Source organism: Saccharopolyspora sp. NPDC000359 (assembly GCF_040300525.1).
GTDB lineage: Bacteria > Actinomycetota > Actinomycetes > Mycobacteriales > Pseudonocardiaceae > Saccharopolyspora.
In genome coordinates, this window is record NZ_JBEPDU010000030.1 from 22,309 (window position 1) to 43,889 (window position 21,581).

The 21,581-nt window shown below is 71.4% G+C and carries 21 protein-coding genes; 7 read left to right on the forward strand and 14 right to left on the reverse strand.

Annotated elements, in window-relative coordinates; genetic code table 11:
* Window positions 1-255 precede the first annotated feature (255 nt).
* From ABT324_RS19775 to ABT324_RS19785, 3 genes are all read right to left on the reverse strand, one after another.
* Window positions 256-813 carry a putative immunity protein gene (locus tag ABT324_RS19775; RefSeq protein WP_502949768.1) on the reverse strand — a complete coding sequence of 186 codons (558 nt, stop codon included), beginning with the start codon at window positions 811-813 and terminating at the stop codon, window positions 256-258.
* Between the two features lie 73 nt (window positions 814-886).
* The gene (locus ABT324_RS19780) at window positions 887-1,057 is read right to left on the reverse strand and encodes a hypothetical protein (RefSeq protein WP_351179271.1); all 171 of its coding nucleotides are present in this window, start codon (window positions 1,055-1,057) and stop codon (window positions 887-889) included.
* Window positions 1,058-1,535: 478 nt separating this feature from the next.
* The gene (locus ABT324_RS19785; protein WP_351179274.1) at window positions 1,536-1,844 is read right to left on the reverse strand and encodes a DUF6221 family protein; all 309 of its coding nucleotides are present in this window, start codon (window positions 1,842-1,844) and stop codon (window positions 1,536-1,538) included.
* A 193-nt stretch (window positions 1,845-2,037) separates the two neighbouring features.
* Here ABT324_RS19785 and ABT324_RS19790 point away from each other — a divergent pair, with 193 nt between their 5' ends.
* The gene (locus ABT324_RS19790; protein ID WP_351179277.1) at window positions 2,038-3,138 is read left to right on the forward strand and encodes a peptidoglycan recognition protein family protein; all 1,101 of its coding nucleotides are present in this window, start codon (window positions 2,038-2,040) and stop codon (window positions 3,136-3,138) included.
* A 706-nt stretch (window positions 3,139-3,844) separates the two neighbouring features.
* Window positions 3,845-4,501: an NADPH-dependent F420 reductase gene (locus tag ABT324_RS19795; RefSeq protein ID WP_351179280.1), complete on the forward strand. Its 657-nt coding sequence runs from the start codon at window positions 3,845-3,847 to the stop codon at window positions 4,499-4,501.
* Here the strand turns inward: ABT324_RS19795 and ABT324_RS19800 are convergent.
* The gene (locus ABT324_RS19800; protein WP_351179283.1) at window positions 4,485-7,475 is read right to left on the reverse strand and encodes an alpha-mannosidase; all 2,991 of its coding nucleotides are present in this window, start codon (window positions 7,473-7,475) and stop codon (window positions 4,485-4,487) included. The two genes, ABT324_RS19795 and ABT324_RS19800, sit on opposite strands and share 17 nt — an antisense overlap.
* A gap of 155 nt (window positions 7,476-7,630) precedes the next feature.
* Between ABT324_RS19800 and ABT324_RS19805 the strand changes: the two genes are divergently transcribed.
* A complete protein-coding gene (locus ABT324_RS19805; RefSeq protein ID WP_351179286.1) occupies window positions 7,631-7,891 on the forward strand; it encodes a metallothionein in 261 nt (86 codons plus the stop codon).
* 716 nt (window positions 7,892-8,607) lie between these two features.
* Window positions 8,608-9,360, forward strand: a complete 753-nt coding sequence (locus ABT324_RS19810) for a putative protein N(5)-glutamine methyltransferase (protein WP_351179289.1) — start codon at window positions 8,608-8,610, stop codon at window positions 9,358-9,360.
* Window positions 9,361-9,589: 229 nt separating this feature from the next.
* Here the strand turns inward: ABT324_RS19810 and ABT324_RS19815 are convergent, their stop codons facing one another.
* From ABT324_RS19815 to ABT324_RS19835, 5 genes are all read right to left on the reverse strand, one after another.
* Window positions 9,590-9,787, reverse strand: a complete 198-nt coding sequence (locus tag ABT324_RS19815; RefSeq protein ID WP_351179291.1) for a hypothetical protein — start codon at window positions 9,785-9,787, stop codon at window positions 9,590-9,592.
* Window positions 9,788-9,845: 58 nt separating this feature from the next.
* The gene (locus tag ABT324_RS19820) at window positions 9,846-11,078 is read right to left on the reverse strand and encodes an MFS transporter (RefSeq protein WP_351179294.1); all 1,233 of its coding nucleotides are present in this window, start codon (window positions 11,076-11,078) and stop codon (window positions 9,846-9,848) included.
* Window positions 11,075-11,554, reverse strand: coding sequence for a MarR family winged helix-turn-helix transcriptional regulator (locus ABT324_RS19825; protein WP_351179297.1), 480 nt, complete (start codon window positions 11,552-11,554; stop codon window positions 11,075-11,077). The genes ABT324_RS19820 and ABT324_RS19825 overlap by 4 nt, the downstream gene beginning before the upstream one ends.
* 101 nt (window positions 11,555-11,655) lie before the next feature.
* A complete protein-coding gene (locus ABT324_RS19830) occupies window positions 11,656-12,183 on the reverse strand; it encodes a gamma carbonic anhydrase family protein (RefSeq protein WP_351179300.1) in 528 nt (175 codons plus the stop codon).
* Window positions 12,180-12,938 (reverse strand): GntR family transcriptional regulator, encoded by a 759-nt coding sequence (locus tag ABT324_RS19835; RefSeq protein ID WP_351179303.1) that lies wholly within the window; start codon window positions 12,936-12,938, stop codon window positions 12,180-12,182. Before ABT324_RS19835 ends, ABT324_RS19830 begins: the two co-directional genes overlap by 4 nt.
* 519 nt (window positions 12,939-13,457) lie before the next feature.
* On the opposite strand from ABT324_RS19835, the gene ABT324_RS19840 reads away from it, so the two are divergent.
* On the forward strand, window positions 13,458-14,375 hold the full coding sequence (locus tag ABT324_RS19840; RefSeq protein ID WP_502949773.1) for an aminoglycoside phosphotransferase family protein: 918 nt from the start codon (window positions 13,458-13,460) through the stop codon (window positions 14,373-14,375).
* A gap of 5 nt (window positions 14,376-14,380) precedes the next feature.
* Here the strand turns inward: ABT324_RS19840 and ABT324_RS19845 are convergent, their stop codons facing one another.
* On the reverse strand, window positions 14,381-14,929 hold the full coding sequence (locus tag ABT324_RS19845; protein WP_351179309.1) for a TetR/AcrR family transcriptional regulator: 549 nt from the start codon (window positions 14,927-14,929) through the stop codon (window positions 14,381-14,383).
* A gap of 76 nt (window positions 14,930-15,005) precedes the next feature.
* On the opposite strand from ABT324_RS19845, the gene ABT324_RS19850 reads away from it, so the two are divergent.
* Window positions 15,006-15,878, forward strand: coding sequence for an SCO6745 family protein (locus tag ABT324_RS19850; protein ID WP_351179312.1), 873 nt, complete (start codon window positions 15,006-15,008; stop codon window positions 15,876-15,878).
* Here the strand turns inward: ABT324_RS19850 and ABT324_RS19855 are convergent.
* Window positions 15,851-16,312 (reverse strand): dihydrofolate reductase, encoded by a 462-nt coding sequence (locus ABT324_RS19855; protein ID WP_351179315.1) that lies wholly within the window; start codon window positions 16,310-16,312, stop codon window positions 15,851-15,853. The genes ABT324_RS19850 and ABT324_RS19855 overlap by 28 nt on opposite strands.
* Entirely contained in the window at window positions 16,309-17,106 is a 798-nt protein-coding gene (locus ABT324_RS19860; RefSeq protein ID WP_351179318.1) for a thymidylate synthase, read from the reverse strand. Before ABT324_RS19860 ends, ABT324_RS19855 begins: the two co-directional genes overlap by 4 nt.
* 115 nt (window positions 17,107-17,221) lie before the next feature.
* Between ABT324_RS19860 and ABT324_RS19865 the strand changes: the two genes are divergently transcribed.
* On the forward strand, window positions 17,222-18,412 hold the full coding sequence (locus ABT324_RS19865; protein WP_351179321.1) for a glycoside hydrolase family 5 protein: 1,191 nt from the start codon (window positions 17,222-17,224) through the stop codon (window positions 18,410-18,412).
* Here the strand turns inward: ABT324_RS19865 and ABT324_RS19870 are convergent.
* A complete protein-coding gene (locus tag ABT324_RS19870; protein WP_351179324.1) occupies window positions 18,393-18,764 on the reverse strand; it encodes an STAS domain-containing protein in 372 nt (123 codons plus the stop codon). The genes ABT324_RS19865 and ABT324_RS19870 overlap by 20 nt on opposite strands.
* Window positions 18,765-19,114: 350 nt before the next feature.
* Complete coding sequence (locus tag ABT324_RS19875) at window positions 19,115-21,499, reverse strand: ATP-dependent Clp protease ATP-binding subunit (RefSeq protein WP_351179327.1); 2,385 nt, start codon at window positions 21,497-21,499, stop codon at window positions 19,115-19,117.
* Window positions 21,500-21,581 lie beyond the last annotated feature (82 nt).

Here is a 21,581-nt window from a genome sequence, read left to right on the forward strand (position 1 = left end):
ACTTCTCCATTTGATGGATAATCAACATTATCCATCAAATGGAGAAACCGAAACCGGTTCGGTGTCACGTGCTGTCCTCGTTCTGCGCTGACCCCAACGTGATTCGCGGTCGCGCTGGGTGGCATGTCTGGCGTACCCGAGTTCGCGGCTCCCCTTGCACTCGCCCAGGAGTCATGGCCCGCTCCTCTTCCTGGTTCGCAGGGACAGGTGGCTGCTGCCTCTCCCCTCGCGTGTGGAGCCCGCCTGGTAGGCGCGTCAACGGAGGGTTGTCGCCTGCCGGAGTGCCGTGTCCAGGATGCGCACCAGCTCTCCGGCGCGGCCACGTCCACCTGGGGCCGGTGGGTAGCGGGTCAGGACGCTGACCACGGTGGGGCTGGCCAGGTTTCGCGCCTTCTCGAGGTGCTCGCGTGCGATGGCCGGGGCGTCGTCGGCGTGGAGTTCGTAGGCGCGGGCCGCGTGGGCGGCTGGGCCGAGGATGTGCAGGACCTGCGTCGCCTTGGCCAGTGGGTGCAGGTACGCGGCACTGGCTGCGGCGACGGCGGCGCGAGCGGCTTCGCTCGCAGCGAGCTGTCCTGCGTCGCGGGTTTCCTGGTATGCCCGGTGTGCTGCCCACGCGGTGTCGCGGATCAGCTTGCTCCGCTTGGCGCCTGTGGCGAATGCTCGCGCGGCCTCGATGGCTTCCCGTGGCCGGTGGTCGTCGGGGCGGGCGGACTCGAAGATCGCCATGGCCGGTTCCGCGCAGCTCACGGCGTAGGCAGCAACGTCGCGCAGCTCGGTCGTGCTCAGTTCGGTGTGCTCATCAGCCTGGTTCACGCCGTTCAACAGTATCGTTGAAGATCCTATTGAGGCTTGTTCGCCGCGTTTCCGTGCTGCAACGGCGAAACCCTCAAACCTCTGCTCCCCTGCCCTGGCCCGTCGCGAGGTCCGGGGTCCTCGTCCGCGCGGCCAGGACGATGAGGACTCCGGCGATGGTTCCGGCGTAGTACGGGGACGGGACGAGGATGGTGCCCGCGACGGCGCACCACACCGCCAGGCCCCAGCCGATTCCTGCGGGCACCGGTGTTCCGCGTTCGGCGAGGTGCCAGACCAGGCAGGCCAGCAGGGCCAGGGGGACGGCGAAGCTGCCCAGGCCCGACAGAAGGCGACCAGGTTCTCGCCGGTGGGGTCGGTGCCGGTGTCGATGAGCGGGACGGCGGCCCACAGCCCCTGCCACAGCCAGGCGGTGAGCTGGGGCGAGCTCATGAGCGCGATGAGGGCCAGGTGGCCTGCGCCGAGCACGAGCATGATGGCGCTGGCCGAGCGGAGGAGTGGAAGGTGCGGCGCGGACGTGGGCCGGTGTTGGTCTGGTTTCGCGCCCGGCGTGGATGCTGTCGGGGTCGGGCGGTGGCCGGGGACGATCGCGCGGGCGCCGGTTGCGAGTACACGGTCGCACGCCCAGTGGCGGGTGGCGTCTGATTCGGTGGAGCTGGCACCGGTTCGTGCCGCGGTCGGCGCGTTGTTGCCGGTGGGCGTGGGGAGCTGGCTCCCCTGGCCCGTCAGGGGCGCCAGCGGGGGGCGTAGCCGGGGCGGTCGGCGTAGGGCAGGCCGAGCAGGGCGCGGGTGGGGCAGCCGCGTTCGTCTTCGGGTGGGTAGCTCTCTCCCAGCTCGTCGCAGGGGCCGTGGCCGGTACCGCAGTGGTGGTGGGCGGTGAGCAGGCGGGTTTTGAGTTCGCATTCGCGGAAGCCGCGGATGGGGGTGATCAGGCAGGGGTGGTGGGTGCCGGTTTCGGCGTCCTGCCTGGCTTGGCGCAGCAGTTCGAGGTCGATGTCCAGCTGGCGGCGCAGGAACTGGGCGAACCGGTCCATCTGTCGCTCCCCTGGTGTCCGCGGTGGTGGTCGGTCATGGGCAGGGACGTGGTGGCGGCGTGGTGATGACGGTGATCGCCCGGTGGTGATTTGTTGTCGGGTTGGTGGCGGGTTGTCGCCAAGAATTCCCGTGTCCGGGGTCGGGTTCCTAGGGTCGGCGCTGATCTGATCGTCGGATTTGCGGGAGTTCGGCATGGTGTTGCGCGGTGTTCAGGTGGCGCGTCGGGTGTTGCTGGCCGGTGGGCTGGCGGCCACGGCCGTGGGGGTCACGGGGGTTCCGGTGTGGGCGTCGTCGCGGCGCGCGGCGCCGGAGATCGCCTCGACCTCGGAGTGGGGTGCGCGGGAGCCGAGTTCTCCGGTGCAGGTGCTCGACCAGCGGCCGGTGAAGATCGTGGTGCACCACACCGCGACGCCCAACAGCGAGGACACCTCGCAGGAGCACGCGGTGTCGCTGGCGCGGCAGATCCAGGACTACCACATGGATTCCAACGGCTGGATCGACACCGGGCAGAACTTCACCAACTCCCGGGGTGGCTGGTTGCTGGAGGGGCGGCACAAGAGTTTGTCGGTGCTGGAGTCGGGTGATCAGCACGTGCTGGGTGCGCACGCCGGGGAGCAGAACTCGGTGTCGTTGGGCATCGAGAACGAGGGCACCTACACCGAGGCGTCGGTGCCGGGGGCGTTGTGGGATTCGCTGGTGGAGTTGTGCTCGTACATGGTGTCCCAGTACGGGATCGAGCCGGGTGAGATCTACGGGCACCGGGATTTCATGGCCACCGAGTGCCCGGGTGATGTGCTCTACGCGCGGTTACCGGAGTTGCGGGAGGAGGTGGGTGCGGCCGTGGGCAGGGCGGTGGTGCAGCCTGCGGTGTGGCCGTTGTTGAGGCCGGGCGTGGCGGGTCCGCGGGTGACGGCGTTGCAGTTGTTGTTGCGTGCCCGGGGTGAGTCGGTGCCGGTGGACGGGGTGTTCGCCGGTGCCACGCAGCAGGTGGCTGGCCGGGTGGCTGGTGAGCTGGGGGCCGTGGGCAGGTCGTGCTCGGCGACGCGGGTGCCGGAGCCGGGGTTGTTCGGTGGTCGTGGTTGGGATGGTGTGGTGCCGGTGCTGGGCGCGGGTTCGTCGGGTGATGCGGTGCGGGCTGCGCAGGCGTTGTTGGTCTCGGCTGGCCGGTACGTGCCGAGTGGTGCTCGTTTCGCTGATCGGATGGTGGTGGCGGTGCGGGAGTTCCAGGCTTCGGTGGGGTTGCCGGTCAGTGGTGTGGTGGACCGGGCGACCTGGTTGCGGTTGCTGGCCTGACCCGGCTTGCGGGAGGGGTCTTCGTCGCGGTTCCACCCCTTGCGGTGGTGCAGGGTGGAGCACTCCTGAGCACCGGCCAGTTCTTCCGGAGCTGCGGCGAGCCGCGAGGTGGTCAGTCGAGGGCGTGGGTGCGGCAGGTCTGCTGGATCTCGTCGGACAGTTCGGGCTGGACGTGGCTCACTGCGCGGGCGGGGGCCATCGCCCCTACGAGTCGGCTGAGCAGCAGCACCGCGCGCTTCCGCGCCTTTTGTGGGGTGATCTCCCCTTGGTGTTCGCGGGCGAACTCCTCGGCGAAGGCGGTGAGGTAGCCCTCTGCGCCGGCTGCGTAGGCGTTCTGGACGGTTTCGCTGTGCCGTCCGGCGTCGGTGAAGAGGGAGGCGGAGGGGCAGCCGCCGTCCGAGGCGTGCGGTGGGCGGTTCGTCGTTGGAGGCGCTCTCTCATGGAGCGGGCACTGACGGTGCAGGGCATGTCGATACTGCGCTAGATGAGCGGCAGCGCCAGGGAGAGGGCCCAGGACGTCGCCTTCGCCCAGGACCTGGCGCAGAGCACGCCGGAGCTGCTTGAAGTCGCGGCCAGCTACGATCTCGTGGACTTCAGGGCGGTGGTCGGCACGCGCGCCGCCCGGCCAAGAGTGGAGCCGTCCTGCTCGCCACACCGCCGATGGCCGACTCCGGACGGGGGCGCCCGATGAGGAGAAGACCTCGTCGTGCGCGGTCAACTGGCCGCAGGCCCCGGACGTCATCGCCGGGCTCCCCGCCTGGACGGAACCGTTGTCTTCGACGCCACCAACCAGTTCGCCTCCCCTGCCCCGACTCCGGAGACCGCCGACCTGGGCGGCCTCACCGGGAGCGAGTACGTGGCCTCCCTGCTTCCCGGCGCACGTGTGGTCAAGGCGTTCAACGCCCTCTACGTGCAGTTCATCGCACCCGATCCCCGCCATGAGGCGGGGCGGCAGGTGCTGTGCCTCGCCGGGGACGGCGCCGACGCCGAGGACACCGTGAGTGACGTGGTCTCCGAGTTCGGTTTCGCCCCCGTCGACCTCGGAACGCTGCGCGAGGGCGGACGCCTCATCCAGCTCGGCGGCCCCCTGTCCGCCCTCCACACCTGGATCACGCGGCAGGTCGCGGGGTGTGGCAGCTGCACCAGCGTGTTGGTGATCTCGGTCTGCCGCGCACCCAGCACCACACCGCCAGCAGCTCCTGCCGTGCGGCCCGCAGCTCCGACGGCAGAACCCGACCGTGTCGCGCCGGTCTGGTTACCCGCCACTCCCCTAGTCGTGTGGTTCCGGGCTCGGCTCACCGGAGCTTCGGGAGCACAGGGCCAGCACCGGGCGGTGGTGGGTCTGCTCAGGTGGTGCGGGTGAAGCGCAGGGTGCGGATTTCGAAGGGGCGCAGCCGGATGTCGAGGGCGTCGGTGGGGGCCTCGGGTTCGGCGAGGGGCCGTTCGAGCAGGTCGGTGCGGGTGACGGCGGTGGCTGGGAAGGAGATGGTCAGGCGGGTGTGGGCGCGGCCGCCGCGGGACTCGTACAGGCGGACCACGAGGTCGCCGCTGCGGTCGTCGGCGAGTTTGACGGCTTCGACGATGACGGCGTCGTTGTCGACGGTGATCAGGGGTGCGACGGTGCGGGAGCCGAGGGTGGTGCGTTCGGGCAGGTTGAGCTGGTAGCCCTCGCGGACGGCGTCGCTGATGTCGGCTCCGGCCAGCAGGGCGTAGCGCAGGCGGTGGTGGCCGTGGTCGGTGTGCGGGTCGGGGAAGCGGGGTGCGCGCAGCAGGGAGAGCCGGACGGTGGTGGTGGTGCCGTCGGGTCGGGTGTCGCGGGTGACGTCGTGGCCGTAGGTGGAGTCGTTGAGCAGGGCGTGGCCGTAGCCGGGTTCGCCGACGTGCAGGTAGCGGTGGGCGCAGATCTCGAACTTGGCGGCGTCCCAGGAGGTGTTGGTGTGGGTGGGGCGCATGACGTGGCCGAACTGGGTTTCGGCGGCGGAGCGGTCGGCGTGGATGTCCAGGGGGAAGGCGGCTTTGAGGATCTTTTCGGTCTCGTGCCAGTCGATGTCGGTGGTGATGTCGACGCGGCGGGTGTGGGCGGGCAGGCTGATGTGCTGGGTGAGGGTGGAGTCGCCGAAGCTGCGGCGGATGTGGACGGTGTGCTCGTCGGTGGTGATCTCCTCGACGTCGGTGAGGTCGTGGACCTGGTGGCGGTAGAAGTTGTCGAGGTCCCAGGCGTCCCAGGCGTTGGGGTGGTCGGGGTGCAGCTGCAGCAGGTTGCCGGGCGCGGCGAGGGCTTCGCGTTCGGCGGCGTGGTCGTAGACCGAGGTCAGCAGGCCGTGTTGGTCGATGGTGACGCGCAGCAGTCCGTTGTCGAGGGTGGTGGTGCCGTCGGGGTGGCGGGTTGGGGTGGGTGGGGTGGTGTGCTCGCCGGTGGCCGCGCCGAGGGCGGGTACGCCGTGGCGGGTGTGGGGTGCGGCGTTGAAGGTGATGGGGTGCGCGGGTGGGCCGGCGAGGGCTTGTTGGGCTTGGGTGGTGATGGTGTCGAGTTCGGCGGCGACCCGCTGGTAGGTCTGCTGGGCTTCGCGGTGGACCCAGGCGATGGAGGAGCCGGGCAGGATGTCGTGGAACTGGTGCAGCAGGACTTGCTTCCACAGCCGGTCCAGGTCGTCGTGGGGGTAGTCGCGGCCGGTGGCGATGGTGGCGGTGGCGCACCAGAGTTCGGCTTCGCGCAGGAGGTGTTCGCTGCGGCGGTTGCCCTGCTTGGTCTTGGCCTGGGAGGTGTAGGTGCCGCGGTGGAATTCCAGGTAGAGCTCGCCGGACCAGACTGCGGGGCCGGTGTGGTCGGCTTCGGCGGCGGTGAAGAACTCGGCGGGGGTGTCCAGGCTGACGCGTGGGGAGCCTTCCAGGTTGGCGGTGCGGGCGGCGCGGGCGAGCATGTCGCGGGTGGGTCCTCCCCCGCCGTCGCCGTGTCCGAAGGGCAGCAGGGAGCGGGTGGCGTGGCCGTGTTCGGCGAAGTTGCGCTGGGCGTGGGCGAGTTCGGCGCCGGTGATCTCGGCGTTGTAGGTGTCGGCGGGTGGGAAGTGGGTGAAGATGCGGGTGCCGTCGATGCCTTCCCACCAGAAGGTGTGGTGGGGGAAGCGGTTGGTCTGGTTCCAGGAGATTTTCTGGGTGAGGAACCAGCGGGATCCGGAGGCGGCGATGAGCTGCGGGAGCGCGGCGGAGTAGCCGAAGGAGTCCGGTAGCCAGACCTCCTGGGTGTCGATGCCGAATTCGTCGAGGTAGAAGCGCTTGCCGTGGATGAGTTGGCGGGCCAGGGCCTCGCCGCCGGGCATGTTGGTGTCGGATTCGACCCACATGCCGCCGACCGGTACGAACTGCCCGGTGTGGACGAAGGTGCGGACGCGGTCGTAGAGCTGCGGGTGGTGTTGCTTGAGCCAGGCCAGTTGTTGGGCTTGGGACATGGCGAAGTGGAAGTCGGGGTGGGTGGCCATCAGGGTGGTGACGTTGGCGACGGTGCGGGCGACCTTGCGGACGGTTTCGCGCAGTGGCCACAGCCAGGCGGAGTCGATGTGGGCGTGGCCGACGGCGGAGAGGGTGTGGGCGCTGGGGTGGGCGGGGGTGGCCAGCACGTCGGCGAGTTCGGCGCGGGCGGCGGGTGCGGTGGCGGAGATGTGGTGCAGGTCGAGGCGGTCGAGCATGCGTTCCAGGGCGCGCAGGATCTGGTGGCGGCGGGGTGAGTCGGTGGGCAGTTCCCGCATCAGCTGGTTGAGCACGTCGGTGTCGTGCACCAGTTCGTGGACCTCTTCGTCGAGGAGGGCCAGGTCGGCGCGGCGCAGCACGTACAGCGGGGGTCCGGGTTCGGTGGGGCGTTCGCCGAGGTCGGTGGGTTGGAAGCCGTGGGGGCCCAGGATGATGGGGTTGGCGGCGGCTTCGACGTAGAAGGTGCGGGTTTTGCCGGCGCTGTTGCGGCCCAGCGGTAGGTGGGTGTTGCGGGGGTGCAGGCCTTTGATGGGGGTGCCGTCGGGGGTGTGGGCGAGGCCTTCGCACTGGAAGCCGGGGCGGTCGTCGTCGAAGCCGAGGTCGATGAGGACTTCGGCGGTGCGGCCGTCCCAGTGCTCGGGGACGGTGGCGGTGATGCGGAACCAGCTGGTGCCCCACGCCGGTCCCCAGGGTTGGCCGGTGCTGGTGGGGGTGTAGTCGGCGCGCAGGGCTTCGGTGACGTCGACGGGTTCGCCGGGCACGTGCCAGACGGCGATGTCGCAGGGGGTGGCGTCGCGGTGCTGGGCGGGGCGCAGTCGTTCGGCCAGGACGCGGTCGAGGCGTTGTTCGACGATGTGGCGGTCGTCGTGCATGGCTGCTCCCGGAGGGCTCGCGGGTGTGATGCTGATCATGGTGGCACACCGTCGGGGTGGGTGGCACCGCCTCGCGGTCGGGCGCGGTTGCCGAGTGGGTGGGGGGCTCGCATGCTGCGGGGGTCGGGCCTGGTTGGCACGGGAAGGGCGACGTGATGGCGACCTGCGAAGTCTGCGGCAACGACTACTGGATGAGCTTCGAGGTGCACACCACGGGTGGTGGGGTGCACACCTTCGACAGCTTCGAGTGCGCCGCGCAGCGGTTGGCGCCGGTGTGCGAGCACTGCGGGTGTCGGATCCTGGGGCACGGGGTGGAGGCCAGCGGCCGGTTTTTCTGCTGCGCGCATTGCGCGCGCCGGTCGGATGTGGCGGTGGCTCAGGACCTCCGGGACACCGTGGGGACGCATCCGGGGTGATGACGCAGGGTCCGGACAGCCCTGTTTGCTTCACCTTTTCGGGTGAAGGAGAGCTGTTCCGATCTTCGTTATCGATACGTTACGAATTGCGTGAAACACCGGGACTACCTGCAACGACATGGCGGGTGAGACGGCCGTTTCCGGTCCGGTTCACGTCGGTTGTCGGGTGCCGGATTTGACAACTGGCGACGAGTCGTCGATTAACCCTCTCGGAGTAGTGGAGGATGCCCCGATGGCAGGTCTGGTTCGCTGGCTGGGCAGCATGGCGCGCGAGATGGAGCGGGCCCGCATGGTGATGCGGCACCCGCAGTCGAGCGTTCAGCGCCAGCGCAACACGCGGGTCTGACACCCGCCCCGCCCGGCTGCGCCCGGGCGGCGTCGAGGCAGCAGGCTGGCGGCGCGCACGCGCCGCGAGCGCAATACCGGGGCACATCGACACGACAACCGGGGCCTGCTGCCAGGACTTGCAGAAGCCTGGGGTCGTGACCACCGGTCACGACCCCAGCGCTGTTGTTCACCCCCCTGCTCCCCCGCGCCGGGTGGGAGGGGCGGGGTTGCTAGTGTGCTGCCGACCGCGCGAGGGACGAGGAGGTGAGACCCATTTCCGCTGTGGCAGATCGGGGGCTCCCTTCCGGACGACCGCGCCGGTGATCGCGTTGGAGCGCCCGACCGGATCGTGTTGAAAGGCGCTCATCATCCTTCCGTCTTCTCTTGATGTGGTGGCCGCGTTGCGCGCGGCCGGTTGTGTTTTCGCCGAGGACGAGGCGGCGCTGCTGCGGCAGGCGGCGCGCGACCACGACGAGCTGGCCGAGCTGGTGGGCCAGCGCGTCTCCGGGCTTCCGCTGGAGCAGGTGCTGGGCTGGGCCGAGTTCTGCGGGTTGCGGATCTCGGTGGCACCGGGGGTGTTCGTGCCCCGCCGCCGCACCGAGTTCCTCGCCGAACAGACCATCGCCCGGACCACACCGGGTTCGGTGGTGGTGGAGCTGTGCTGCGGGGCTGGTGCTGTCTCGGCCGCGGTGCTGGCCGCGTGCCCGCAAGCCGCCGTGCACGCCGCGGATGTCGACCCGGCCGCGGTGGCCTGCGCCGCGGCGAACCTGCCCGGCGCCACCCACGTCGCCCAGGGCGATCTGTACGCCCCACTTCCCCACCGGCTGCGGGGTCGGGTGGAGGTCCTGGTGGCCAACGCCCCCTACGTGCCCACCGGCGAGGTGGGCCTGATGCCGCCGGAGGCTCGCCTGCACGAACCGGCGGTGGCCCTGGATGGTGGCCTCGACGGTCTGGCCGTCCAGCGGCGGGTGGCCGCCGAGGCACCGCGGTGGCTGGCCCCCGGCGGCACCGTGCTGATCGAGACCAGTCGCCGCCAGGCCCCGCTCACCGCTGATCTGCTCGCCACCGCGGGCCTGGTGCCCTGGGTGCTGCACTGCGCCGACCGCGACGCCACCGTCGTCACCGCCACCGCAGACTCCTGAGTGGACCGCGCGCGCTTCACCTCCCGGTGCCCGTACTCCCGGTGTTGCGCGATTTCCCCGGGAACCGCGTTCTGCGCGCCGCCGCACGGCAGACGAGGGGCCTGCGCCGAGGGCGGGTGAACTCTGGCCTTCGATGATGAGCGGGTGCGTGCGGCCGAAGGCGTGGCGGCCGGGGGGTTCGGCCGGGGCCCTGCGCGTGGTGGGAGCTGAGCAGGTCAGCTTGTGCGGGTCAGGTCGCGGGCCATCCGGTGCGGGCGATGACCTCGTCGGTGGCCTGCTCGGCTGTGCGGTGGGTGGTGTCCACTCGGAGGGTGCCGAGGTTGGTTCGCTCCAGGTCCGGGGCCTGCGCGGCTGCGGTCTCGGCGACGCCGGGCGGCCCGCACAACCACAGCACGGGGATCTTCCTGCGGTCGGGGGTGGTGGGCACGAGCAGGCATTGTTTCCCCGCCACCCCAGGGGTGTCGAGCGGTTTTCGCGGTGGTGGGTCAGGTGGTGGTCTCGTCGAAGCGGCGCAGTTCGGGGTTGCGCAGCGCCACCCACGCGATGCCCGCCGCGCACAGCAGCCCGCCTGCGCAGGAGGCGACCGCCGCGCTGGTGGTCTCGGCGACCAGCCCGGCGCGGAAGTTGCCCAGGTCGGGGCCGGAGGCGCCGACGATGTGCTCCACGGCCGAGACCCGGCCGCGGTGGCTGTCGGGGGTGGCCAGCTGCACGATCGCCGCGCGGGTGATCACTGAGGTGGTGTCGGCGGCACCGGCCACGGCCAGGCAGGCCAGCGCCGCCCACGGCGAGGTCGCCAGCCCGAACGTGGCCAGCGCCAGCCCCCACACCGCCGCGGCGGCGAGCATCACGGCACCGGGTTTGCGGGCTCGGGTGATGGTGCCCGAGGCCGCGCCCGCGGTGATCCCACCGACGGCCACCGCGGTGAACAGCAGCCCCAGGGTGCGCGGGTCCCCGCCGAAGCGCTGCTCGTTGATCAGCGGGAACAGTCCGACGGGCATGGCCAGCACGGTGGCCATGACGTCGGTGAGCAGTGCTCCGCGCAGCACCGGGGTGGTGGCGATGAACCGCCAGCCGCGCCAGATCGCCTGGGCGCCGGGCCGGGTGGGCTGCCCGTCCGGGCGCATCGAGGGCAGCCGCGCCACCCCGTGCAGCACCGTGGTGAAGGCCGCCGCGTCGAGCAGGTAGCAGGCGCTGGCCCCCCACTGCGCCAGCAGAACCCCGGCCAGCGCCGGTCCCAACAGCAGGGCGATCTGGAAGCTGAGGTTGACCAGCGCCACGCCCGCGCGCACCAGGGCGGTGGGCAGCAGGCGGGGCACGAACGTCCGGCGGGCGGGCGCGCCCAGCCCGCTGCCCGCGGCGTTGAGGGCCACCAGCGCCAGCAGCCCCCACTGCGAGGAGAGGTCGGTCAGGCCGTGCAGGGCCAGCAGCACCACGGCGGCGAGCTGCGCGGTGGTGGCGGTGAGCACCAGGGTGCGCCGGTCCAGCGCGTCGGCCAGGGTGCCGCCGATGAGGCCGACGCCTGTCATCGCCAGGGCCTGCACCAGTCCGACCGCGCCCACCGCGACCGGGCTGGCGGTCAGCTGCCACATCTGGAACAGCACCGCGACCACGGTGAACTGCCCGCCCAGCGCGGAGACGACCCCGGCCCACCACAGGCGGCGGAAGGCGGGGCTGGTGCGCAGTGGCCGGGTGTCGACCAGCCGGTCGAGCAGGTTCACCAGGGTGGGAGGTGGTCGGCGATGCGGTCGCGGAACCGGCGCCGGTCCAGGGCCTGCCGTAGGTCGGCCACCGCGCGGCTGAGCGCGTAGGGGATCTCGTCCTCGAGCTCGCGCAGGGCCTCTTCGGTGGCCCGCCACTCGGCTTGCAGCAGCGGCAGGAGCTGCCGGGCGCGGTCGGTGAGGGTGACCTGGCGGGTGCGGGCGTCGGTTCCGGTCACCGAGCGCACCAGGCCTTCGCGGCGCAGCGCGGCCACGGTCTGGCTCATCGCCGAGTGGGTGACCTCCAGGGCGTCGGCGAGTTCGCGGATGCTCATGGCCCCGCGGTGGCCGAGCCGGACCAGCGGCCCGACGAACCGCGGCCGCACCCCGGTGACGCCGCGCTGGGCGTAGAACTGGTCGATGTCGTCTTCGAGGTCGCGCAGCAGCTGCCGCAGTGGCTGCCAGACGCTGACGTCCTCGGTGGGATCGGGCGGCACCCCCCGAACATAACAGCACTTGTACAAGCGCTGTCAGGTCTGTTCGGGGGGGATCACGTGGCCGTGGGTGCGCGCGGGGTGATCCGCGCGCACCCACGGCCTCAGCCCAGGGCGGCGCGGTGCTTGCGGGCCAGCTGGGTGTAGTGCTCGGCGGAGAGCTTGAGCGCGTCCTGCTCCTCGGTGGTCAGCTCCCGGCGGACCTTGGCGGGAGTCCCGGCGACCATCGACCCGGGCGGCACCTCGGTGCCCTCCAGCACCACCGCTCCGGCGGCCACCAGCGACCCGGCGCCGATGCGGGCACCGTTGAGCACCACCGCACCCATCCCGATCAGGCAGCCCGCCCCCACGGTGCAGCCGTGCAGGACCGCCTGGTGGCCGACGGTGACCCCCTCGGCGATCTGGGCGGGGAAACCGGGGTCGGCGTGCACCACGCAGCCGTCCTGGATGTTGCTGGACTCCCCGACGCTGATGTCGGCCATGTCGCCGCGCAGCACCGCGTTGTACCAGACGCTGGATGCCGCGGCCAGCCGCACGCGCCCGATCAGCGCCGCTCCCGGGGCCACGAACGCCTCCGGGTCCAGCTGCGGGCTGATGCCGTCGACGGCGAGCGTGGTGGGGCCTGGGTTCACGTGTCCTCCTGTGCTTGTCGTTGCCGCCGCAGCCACTGCAGCGCTTCTTCGGTGTGCCCGTCCACCCTGGTCTCGATGCCCTCGAGGAAGGTCCGGTCGCCGTGGACGGCCAGCTCGGCCAGCACCGCCTCGGGGTCCCCGGCGTCGATGGTCTCCAGCAGCCGCTGGTGGCGGGCCACGTCCTGGCCCAGGCCCTCCCGGTCCTGGCGGGCCTTGCGGTTGAGCGCCATGGACAGCATCAGCTGCAGCTGCAGCGACCGGTAGGCCTCCTCCAGCCGCTGGTGGCCGGACAGGCCCACCACCGCGACGTGGAAGGCGAACGAGAACTCCAGGAACGCCGCCTGGTCACCGATCTCGGCGGCCTCGCCCATCCGCTGCAGCGCCTGCCGACAGCGCCGCATCCGCGCCGCCTCGCGCACCGGCACCCCCAACCGCACCGCCAGGGTCTCGAACTCCGCGCGCAGCGTGCAGATCTCGTAGATGTCGTGCAGCGTCAGCGGGGTCACGATCACACCCTTGCGGGGCACCTGCCGCACCAGGCCTTCGCGTTCGAGCACCCGCAGTGCCTCGCGCAGCGGGGGTCGGCTGATGCCCAGTTCGCGGGTCAGCCGGTTCTCCACGATGCGCTGCCCGCACCGCAGCTCACCGCCGATGATCATGCGGCGCAGGGTCGCGGCGGCCAGTTCCACCAGGCTGGGTGGGCCGACGATGCTGGGGGCGCGCACCGCCGGGGTGTCGTCAACAGATCCGGTCACGACCGGCAGTGTCTCCTTCCGGTGCCGGGCTGTGGGCGGTCTTCGCGGGCGGCTGGTCCACCCGGAGCAGCCTCGGCGATCAACCTTGTCAGCTCCGACCTGACTGCTTGCAGACACAACGCGGTGATGCCGATCACGGTATCCGGCCCTCGCCGCTCTCAGGGCGCCGCGCACGATCTCCCGGCCCGCGCAAGGACATGCTGCTGCGTGCCCGGTTGTCCGGCGCCGCCGAAGCCCACGCCGCGGGGTTGCTCACCGAGGTGTGCGAAGTGGACGAACTTTGGGGTCGCCGCGCGGCGGAAGATGCGGGCGAGCAAGGCGGCTGGCCCACGCCCCCGACGGTGAGGAGCTGGTGCGCACCGCGTTCGACAGCCAGGACTTCCAGCACCGGGTGCGGGCGACTCCGCTCCGCTGGCAGGGCCGCTGAGACTAGAGTGATCTCATGCTTTGACGTACCCGAGCACCCCCGCTCCTCCTTCGCCCGCCGCACGAGTTCTTCCGGTGGCGAAGGAGATCCCCCTGATGACTGGTTGCCCCGTGGTCATTCCGGCGGCCTACGCCGCCACCCACCACGAGGTCTTCGGTGACGACCGTTGGCTCGCCGACCTGCCCGCGCTGGCCGAGCAGCAGTTGACTGCCTGGGACCTGCGACCTGACGGCCCGCCCCGGCACGGGATGGTGGCCCTGGTGCTGCCGGTGCGGCGCGCTGATGGCACCCCGGCGGTGCTGAAGCTGCAGCCCGTCACCCCCGACACCGCCGGTGAGCCGCTGGGGTTGCGGGCCTGGGACGGCAACGGCGCGGTGCGCATGCTCGCCCACGACCCCGGTTCGGGCAGCATGCTGCTGGAACGCCTCGGACCCACCGCACTGTCGAGTGCAGCCGATGATGATGCCGCGGTGGGTGTCCTCGCCGGCCTGCTGGCACGCCTGCACGCCACGCCCGCCCCACCGGGCGTGCGGGAGCTGGGCACCATCGCCGCGGCGATGGTGCGCGAGACCCCGCAGGCGTGCGCGCAGCTCAGCGATGCCGAAGCCAGGGTGTTGCGGCGCTGCGCCGACATCGTCACCGACCTGGTCGACGAGCCCGGTGACCGCCTGCTGCACTGGGACCTGCACTACGACAACGTCCTGGCCGCGCAGCGGGAACCGTGGCTGGCCATCGACCCCCAGCCGCTGGTCGGCGACCCCGGCTTCGACCTGCTGCCCGCGCTGGACAACCGCTGGGAGCAGGCGGTGGCCACCGGTGACTTGCCCGCCGCGCTGCGCCGCCGCCTGGCGATCCTCACCGAGGTGCTGGGCCTGGACCGGCGCCGGGCGGTGGGCTGGTCGCTGGCGCGGGTGCTGCAGAACTGCCTGTGGGACGTCGAGGACGGCCACCCCCGCCTCAACGCGGTGCAGACCACCATCGCCGAGACCCTGCTGCCCCTGGCGCCGTGACAGCCTCAGCGCCGCACCGCCAGCAGGTCCGCGATCTCGCGGAAGGCCTCGGCGGTGTCGCCGACCCGCGACGGCAGGCTCCCGGACAGGGCGAGCGTGGCGAAGCCGTGCGCGAGCGACCAAGCGGCCAACGCCGCCCGGTCCGCCTCGGCCTCACCCAGCCCACCCGGAAGCCCGGCGCGCAACGCCCGCGCCGTGGCGGCCCTGGCTGCCCGCAGGTCCGGGTCCTCGGCCCGGCACACCTCGGGCCGCTGCATCACCTCGAAGTGCCCGGGGTGGCGCACGGCGAATTCGACGTAGCGCACCCCCATCTCCCGCAGGTCGGGTGCCGCGGCCAGCAGTTGCGCGGTGAGCAGCTGCTGGCCTTCGGCGGCCAGCGCGGTGAACAGGCCCGGCTTGTCGCCGAAGTGGTGGCGCGGCGCGGCGTGCGAGACCCCCGCGCGGCGGGCCAGCTCGCGCAGGCTCAGCTGCGCCGTGCCGTGTTCGGTGATCATCTCCACGGCCGTCGACAGCAGCGCCGCGCGCAGGTCGCCGTGGTGGTAGGGACGGGCCACCCCCTCATCTTGCCATTGACAAGACCACGCCCGCACCGCCATCTTGTCAACGACAAGATTCCTGATCGGAGGCACCATGACAGCCAAGACCAGCACCGCCCGCCGAATGTGGTGGCTGCTGGAGCCCATCCACGCGGTCCTGTACTACGCACCCGTGGCCTTCGACCACGCCCACCGCCTGGGCTACCCGGTCGCCCAGCGCTGGCCCAGCTACTTCGCCTGGCGTGCCGCGCCACTGGGCGCCATCGACGCCCCCACCGCCACCGCGGCCTTCCACAGCTTCAACCCGCACATGGTCGCCCAGCACATCCCCGCCGCCTGGCACATCGCCACCCCGCACCAGGTCCTGGCCGCACGCCTGTCGGCGGTGGGGGAGTTCTACCGGGACACCCCCGCGCAGCTGAGCACGGCCGCCGCACTCGCCCGCCGGGCCGCCGAAGCCGCCGACACCCACCACCGGCCACTGGCCGCGGCCAACGCCGCCCAGCCCTGGCCCACCGAAGCGCACCTCGTGCTGTGGCAGGCCGCGACGATCCTGCGCGAGCACCGCGGCGACGGCCACCTCACCGCCCTGCGCGAGCACGACCTCGGCCCGCTGGAATCCCTGGTCTCCTTCGCCGCGGTCGGAGCGGCACCACCCGAGGTCTTCGCCAGCCGCGGCTGGAGCCAGCAGCAGTGGGACCAGGCCAGTCAACGCCTGCGCGCCCGCGGCCTCATCGACGCATCAGGCCAGGCCACCGACGCCGGGCACCAGCTCCGCGCGGCAGTGGAGCACCGCACCGACGAACTCGCCGCCGCACCCTGGCGCGCGCTGGGCGCCGACACCACCACCCTCGCGGCCCTGCTGCGCCCGGTGCTCGACACCGTCCTCAGCGCCGGGGTGCTGCCCAGGCAGAGCACCCTGGGCATCGGGCTGCGCCCTCAGCCACCCCAGGTCACGAACCGGTAGTGCAAGCCCGTCGAAGACTCCAGCCACGGCCCGGTCCCATCCGGTGCCCGCCCCACCTGCGGGGCGAAGGTGTCGCCCTCGAAGGGCTCCCGGATCTCGGTGACCACGATCCGGTCCGCCACCGGCAGCGCCGCCCGGTACACCGCCGCACCGCCCATCACCCACACGTCCCCCGACGCCGCGGCCAGCGCCCGCTCCAGGTCGGCGAAGGTCTCCGCCCCCTCCTGCGGGGTGCGCGAGAGCACCAGGTTGCGCCGCCCCGGCAGCGGCCGGAACCGCGGCGGCAACGACTCCCACGTGCGCCGCCCCATCAGCACCGTGGCCCCCTGGGTCACCGACCGGAAGTGCCGCAGGTCCTCCGGCAGGTGCCACGGCATCGTCCCGTCCCGGCCGATGACCCCGGTCACCGACTGCGCCCAGATCAGCCCGATCACACCGCCACCGGGGCCTTGATGCCGGGGTGCGGGTCGTAGCCCTGCACCGAGATGTGCTCGTAGGTGTAGTCGAACAGGCTCTCCGCCGGGGCCAACCGCAACGTCGGGAACGGCCGCGGCTCCCGCGACAGCTGCGTGCGCACCTGCTCCACGTGGTTGTCGTAGATGTGGCAGTCGCCCCCGGTCCAGATGAAGTCACCGACCCGAAGGCCCACCTGCTCGGCGATCATGTGGGTCAGCAGCGCGTAGCTGGCGATGTTGAACGGAACCCCCAGGAACAGGTCCGCGCTGCGCTGGTACAGCTGGCAGGACAGCCTGCCGCCGGCGACGTGGAACTGGAAGAACGCGTGGCACGGCGGCAGCGCCATCCGCGGGATGTCGGCGACGTTCCAGGCCGAGACGATGATCCGGCGCGAATCGGGGTTGTCCCGCAGCGTGCGCAGCACCTCGCTGATCTGGTCGACGTGGCCGCCGTCGGGCGTCGGCCACGACCGCCACTGCGCCCCGTAGACCGGCCCCAGGTCTCCGTCCGGTGCCGCCCACTCGTCCCAGATGCTCACCCCGCGCTCCTGCAACCACCTGACGTTGGAGTCCCCGCGCAGGAACCACAGCAGCTCGTAGGCGATCGAGCGGAAGTGCACCTTCTTGGTGGTGATGAGCGGAAAACCGTCGTCGAGCCGGTAGCGCAGCTGGTGCCCGAAGATCGACCGCGTCCCGGTGCCGGTCCGGTCGTCCTTGCGGGTCCCCGCATCGAGCACGTGGCGGAGGAGGTCTTCGTACTGCGTGTCCGGCATGCCCACGAGCCTAGACGAGCCGCTCCGGCCGTCTGAGGGGCCGCCCGCGCCGACCGACCCGAACCATTCATGAATCGTATTCACATTCTGTGGTGGTTCCGCTACCGTCCCGACCATGACCCTCCGCCGCTGGAGCACCGCCCTGGCCGCACTCACCCTCACCCTCACCACCGCCACCCCCGCCTGGGCCACCGACAACCCCCGCCCCCTCACCGACCTCGACGGCAACCCCCTCATCCCGCACGGCTTCAACAACGGGCACAGCTCCAAGGACTCACCCGACGCCATGCCCTGGACCACCCCCGACGACATCACCGCCGAAGCCGCCAAGATCGGCTCCAACTCCGTCCGCCTGCTCATCTACTGGTCCAAGGTCGAACCCGAACCCGGCCGCTACGACGAGGCCTACCTCGACGACATCACCGACCGCATCGAGGCCTACGACCGCGCCGGCATGCACGTCGTCCTGGACATGCACCAAGACCTGTGGGGCCCCGCCGTCACCGGCACCGGCCGCAACGGCGGCGCCCCCGCCTGGGCCAGCCACTTCGACGGACTCCCCGCCACCCTCCAGGACCCCTGGCCCCTGACCTACCTGCAACCCGGCGTCATGCGCGCCTTCGACCACTTCTGGGGCACCACCGGCCAGCACCCCGAACTCGCCGAGCACTTCACCGCCGCCTGGCGCCACGTCGCCCAGCGCTACGCCACCGACCACCGCGTCCTGGGCTACGACCTGTTCAACGAACCCTGGGGCGGCAGCGTCCCCTGGCCCTTCTTCGAGAAGCACCAGCTCGCACCCCTCTACCAGCGCACCATCGACGCCATCCGCGAAGTCGACCCCACCCACTGGATCCTCGTCGAACCCCAGGCCTTCGGCGTCAACCAGGCACTGGTCCCCTCCGCCCTGCCCGAGCTCACCGACCCCCGCCCCGGCCAACCCCGGCTGGCCTACGCCCCGCACCTCTACCCACTGCTGCTCGACACCGGCCAGACCTACACCGGCATCACCCGCGCCCTGACCCGCGACACCCTCCGCAAGTGGTTCGCCGACAACACCGCCACCGCACGCCGCCTCGGCATGCCCATGGTCATCGGCGAATTCGGCCTCGACGCCAGCCAACCCGGCGCCCTGGACTACGTCGACGACGTGCTCGCCGAAGCCCGCGACGCCGGCGTCGGCTGGTGGTACTGGTCCAACGACCCCGGCACCTGGGGCCCCTACAACCCCGACGGCAGCTGGGCGCCCCTGGCCGACCACCTCGCCACCAGCACCCGCTGCCCCCTCAGCTGCACGCCTCGCTGACCGCCTCCGCCGCGCACCCCCGGCACGCGAACCGATCACCCAACCCCGCCACCGCCAACAACCGCCACACCGCACCGGAACCCGGAACCACCAGCAACCCCACCCCGCGGTGATCCGCGCGCCGCTGCACGTGCAACAACAACTCCACCGCGGCACTGCTGGCGAAGGACACCTCGGACAGGTCCAGCACCACCGACCGCAACGCCGCCGCAGTCAACCGCTGCCGGATCAACTCCGTCAACCTCGGCACCGTGGCCAGGTCGATCTCGCCCCCGATGCGCACCACCACCACACCCGGAGCAGGCCACTCCACCGCCAACCGCAACGCCGACGAGCACCCGTGCCCGATCATCGGATCCACCGGCGCCCGCGGCGCAACGATCGCCGGGCCGCTGCCGGCCCAGGCGACCGGACGCATACCGGATCTGGAGACGATCACACTGCCACCCCCTGAACTCGCGAATCGACGGTCCGACCACGGCCACGGGACCAGAACTCGTCGCTGCGCTCCACGCAAGAGGTGCTCCGTGGCGGCTGCTCAACCGCAACCCCCACCGTAAGAGCCGCCAGCCAACCCAACAAGGCTCGCCACGTTCGTGTGACAACCACGCCCGTGGCCACCACTACCAGCAGCCACCAACCCCACCAAACGACACCCACACCCCTACCGCACCCCACACGACCACAACACAGCGTGACCGCTCAGCCGAACACGCTGTGCCGCTGCACCGGCTGCCCCACCACCTCCACCGCGCCACTCGGCGCCGCGTGCCGACCACCCGACACCGGCTCCCACACCGTCGAGACCCCCAACGACAACTCCCCGTCCACCACGTCCACCGACACCTGGTCCCCCGCCGACACCGCACCACCCAGCACCATCGACGCCAACCGGTTGTCCAACTCCCGCGCGATCACCCGGCGCAACGGCCGCGCCCCGAACTCCGGCTGGTAGCCCCGCTGCACCAACCAGTCCAACCCCGCGTCCGAAACCACCAACCGCACCCCCTTGGCCTCCAGCTGCGCCGCCGTCCGCTCCAGCAGCAACGACGCGATCCGCCGCAACTGCTGCGCCGCCAACGGCCGGAACACCACCACGTCGTCAATCCGGTTGATGAACTCCGGCCGGAAGAACGCCCGCAACTCCTCCAGCACCACCAACGCCGACTCCCCGGCATCAGCACCGGCATCCATGATCCGATCCGCCCCGATGTTCGAGGTCATGATCACCACCACGTTGCGGAAGTCCACCAACCGCCCCTGCGAGTCGGTCAACCGCCCCGCGTCCAACACCTGCAACAACGTGTTGAACACATCCGGGTGCGCCTTCTCCACCTCGTCCAACAGCACCACCGAGTACGGCTGCCGCCGCACCCGATCGGTCAACTGACCAGCCTCCCCGTACCCCACGTACCCCGGCGGCGCCCCCACCAGCCGCGACACCGTGTGCTTCTCCTGGAACTCCCCCATGTCCAACCGCAACAACCGCTGCGCATCCCCGAACAACGCCTGCGCCAACGCCCGCGCCAACTCCGTCTTGCCCACCCCCGTGGGCCCCAGGAACAAGAAGCTGCCGATCGGCCGATCCGGATCGGCCAACCCCGCCCGCGCCCGGCGCACCGCCTCGGCCACCGACGCCACCGCCGCGTCCTGCCCCACCACCCGCGACCGCAGCTGCTCCTCCAACCCCAACAACCGCTCCACATCCGCCGCGCTGACATCGGCCACCGGGATCCCGGTCCGCGAGGCCACCACGTCGGCCACGTCGTCAGCCACCACCGTCGGCTCGAACACCGCCGACTCCCGCACCTCACCACCACGCCGCAACCGCACCCGCGAGCACGCCTGGTCCAGCAAGTCCACCGCCTTGTCCGGCAGGAACCGGTCCGCGATGTAGCGCTGCGACAACTCCGCCGCCGCCGCCAACGCCGAATCGTCGATGCGCACCCGGTGGTGCCGCTGGTAGCGCTCCCGCAACCCCTCCAGCACCACCACCGTGTCCGCCACCGACGGCTCGTCCACCATGATCGGCGCGAACCGGCGCTCCAACGCCGGATCCTTCTCCACGTGCTTACGGTACTCCTCGACCGTCGTCGCCCCGATCAACCGCAGCTCACCGCGCGCCAACGCCGGCTTGAGCATGGTGCCCGCATCCATCGACCCCTCACCGGCACCCGCCCCCACGATGCTGTGCAACTCGTCGATGAACACCAGCACGCTGTCCCGGTTCGCCCGGATCTCGGCCATCACGTCCCGGAACCGCTGCTCGAACTCACCCCGGTACTTCGCCCCGGCCACCATCCCGGCCAGGTCCAGCGACACCACCCGCACGTCGGCCAGCGACCACGGCACCGCGCCCTCGACGATCCGCCGGGCCAGCCCCTCCACGATCGCGGTCTTGCCCACCCCCGGATCACCCACGAACACCGGGTTGTTCTTCGACCGCCGCCCCAGCACCTCGATCGCCTGCTCGATCTCGGCGTCCCGGCCCACCACCGGATCCAACCGGCCAGCCCGCGCCAGCTCGGTCAGGTCCAGCCCGAACTCGTCCAACCGCGGCGTCACGCTCAACACCGACCCAGCCCCACCCCGATCACCCAACTCGATCGCCCGCGCCAACGCCCGACCCGCCACCGAATCCGCATCCGCCGCCAGGCCCAGCACCACGTGCCGCGCCCCGACCACATCAGCACCTTCGCCCAACGCCTGCTGGTAGGCCCCCAGCAGCGCCCGCCGCGCCGCCGAGGACAGCACCGGCCGCCCCGCGCCCGACAACTCCTGCCCGACCACCGCCGAGCGCACCGCCGCAGCCAGCTCCTCCACCCGGACCCCGGAGGACACCAGCAGCTCGGCCGTCGCCGGGACCTGCGTCACCGCCCACAGCAGGTGCGCGCTGTCCAGCTCCCGACCACCCCAGTCCACAGTGGCCCGAACCGCCTTCGACACCACCTCGTGCGCCTGCTCGTCGAGCAACGAGCCCAACGTGAACGAGCGCTCCGCGGCCACCGCCCCGTCCGCCCCGGAGAGCACCTCGCTGAACAGCGAGTCGAAGGCGGCAGAGGAATCTCCGACACTGCCGCGAACCACCGGGCCACCTCCACACCACACGCACCAGCCCCGCCCGCGCACCCCCAACACCGGAGAGCCGCGGACCAGCACAACTCGATCA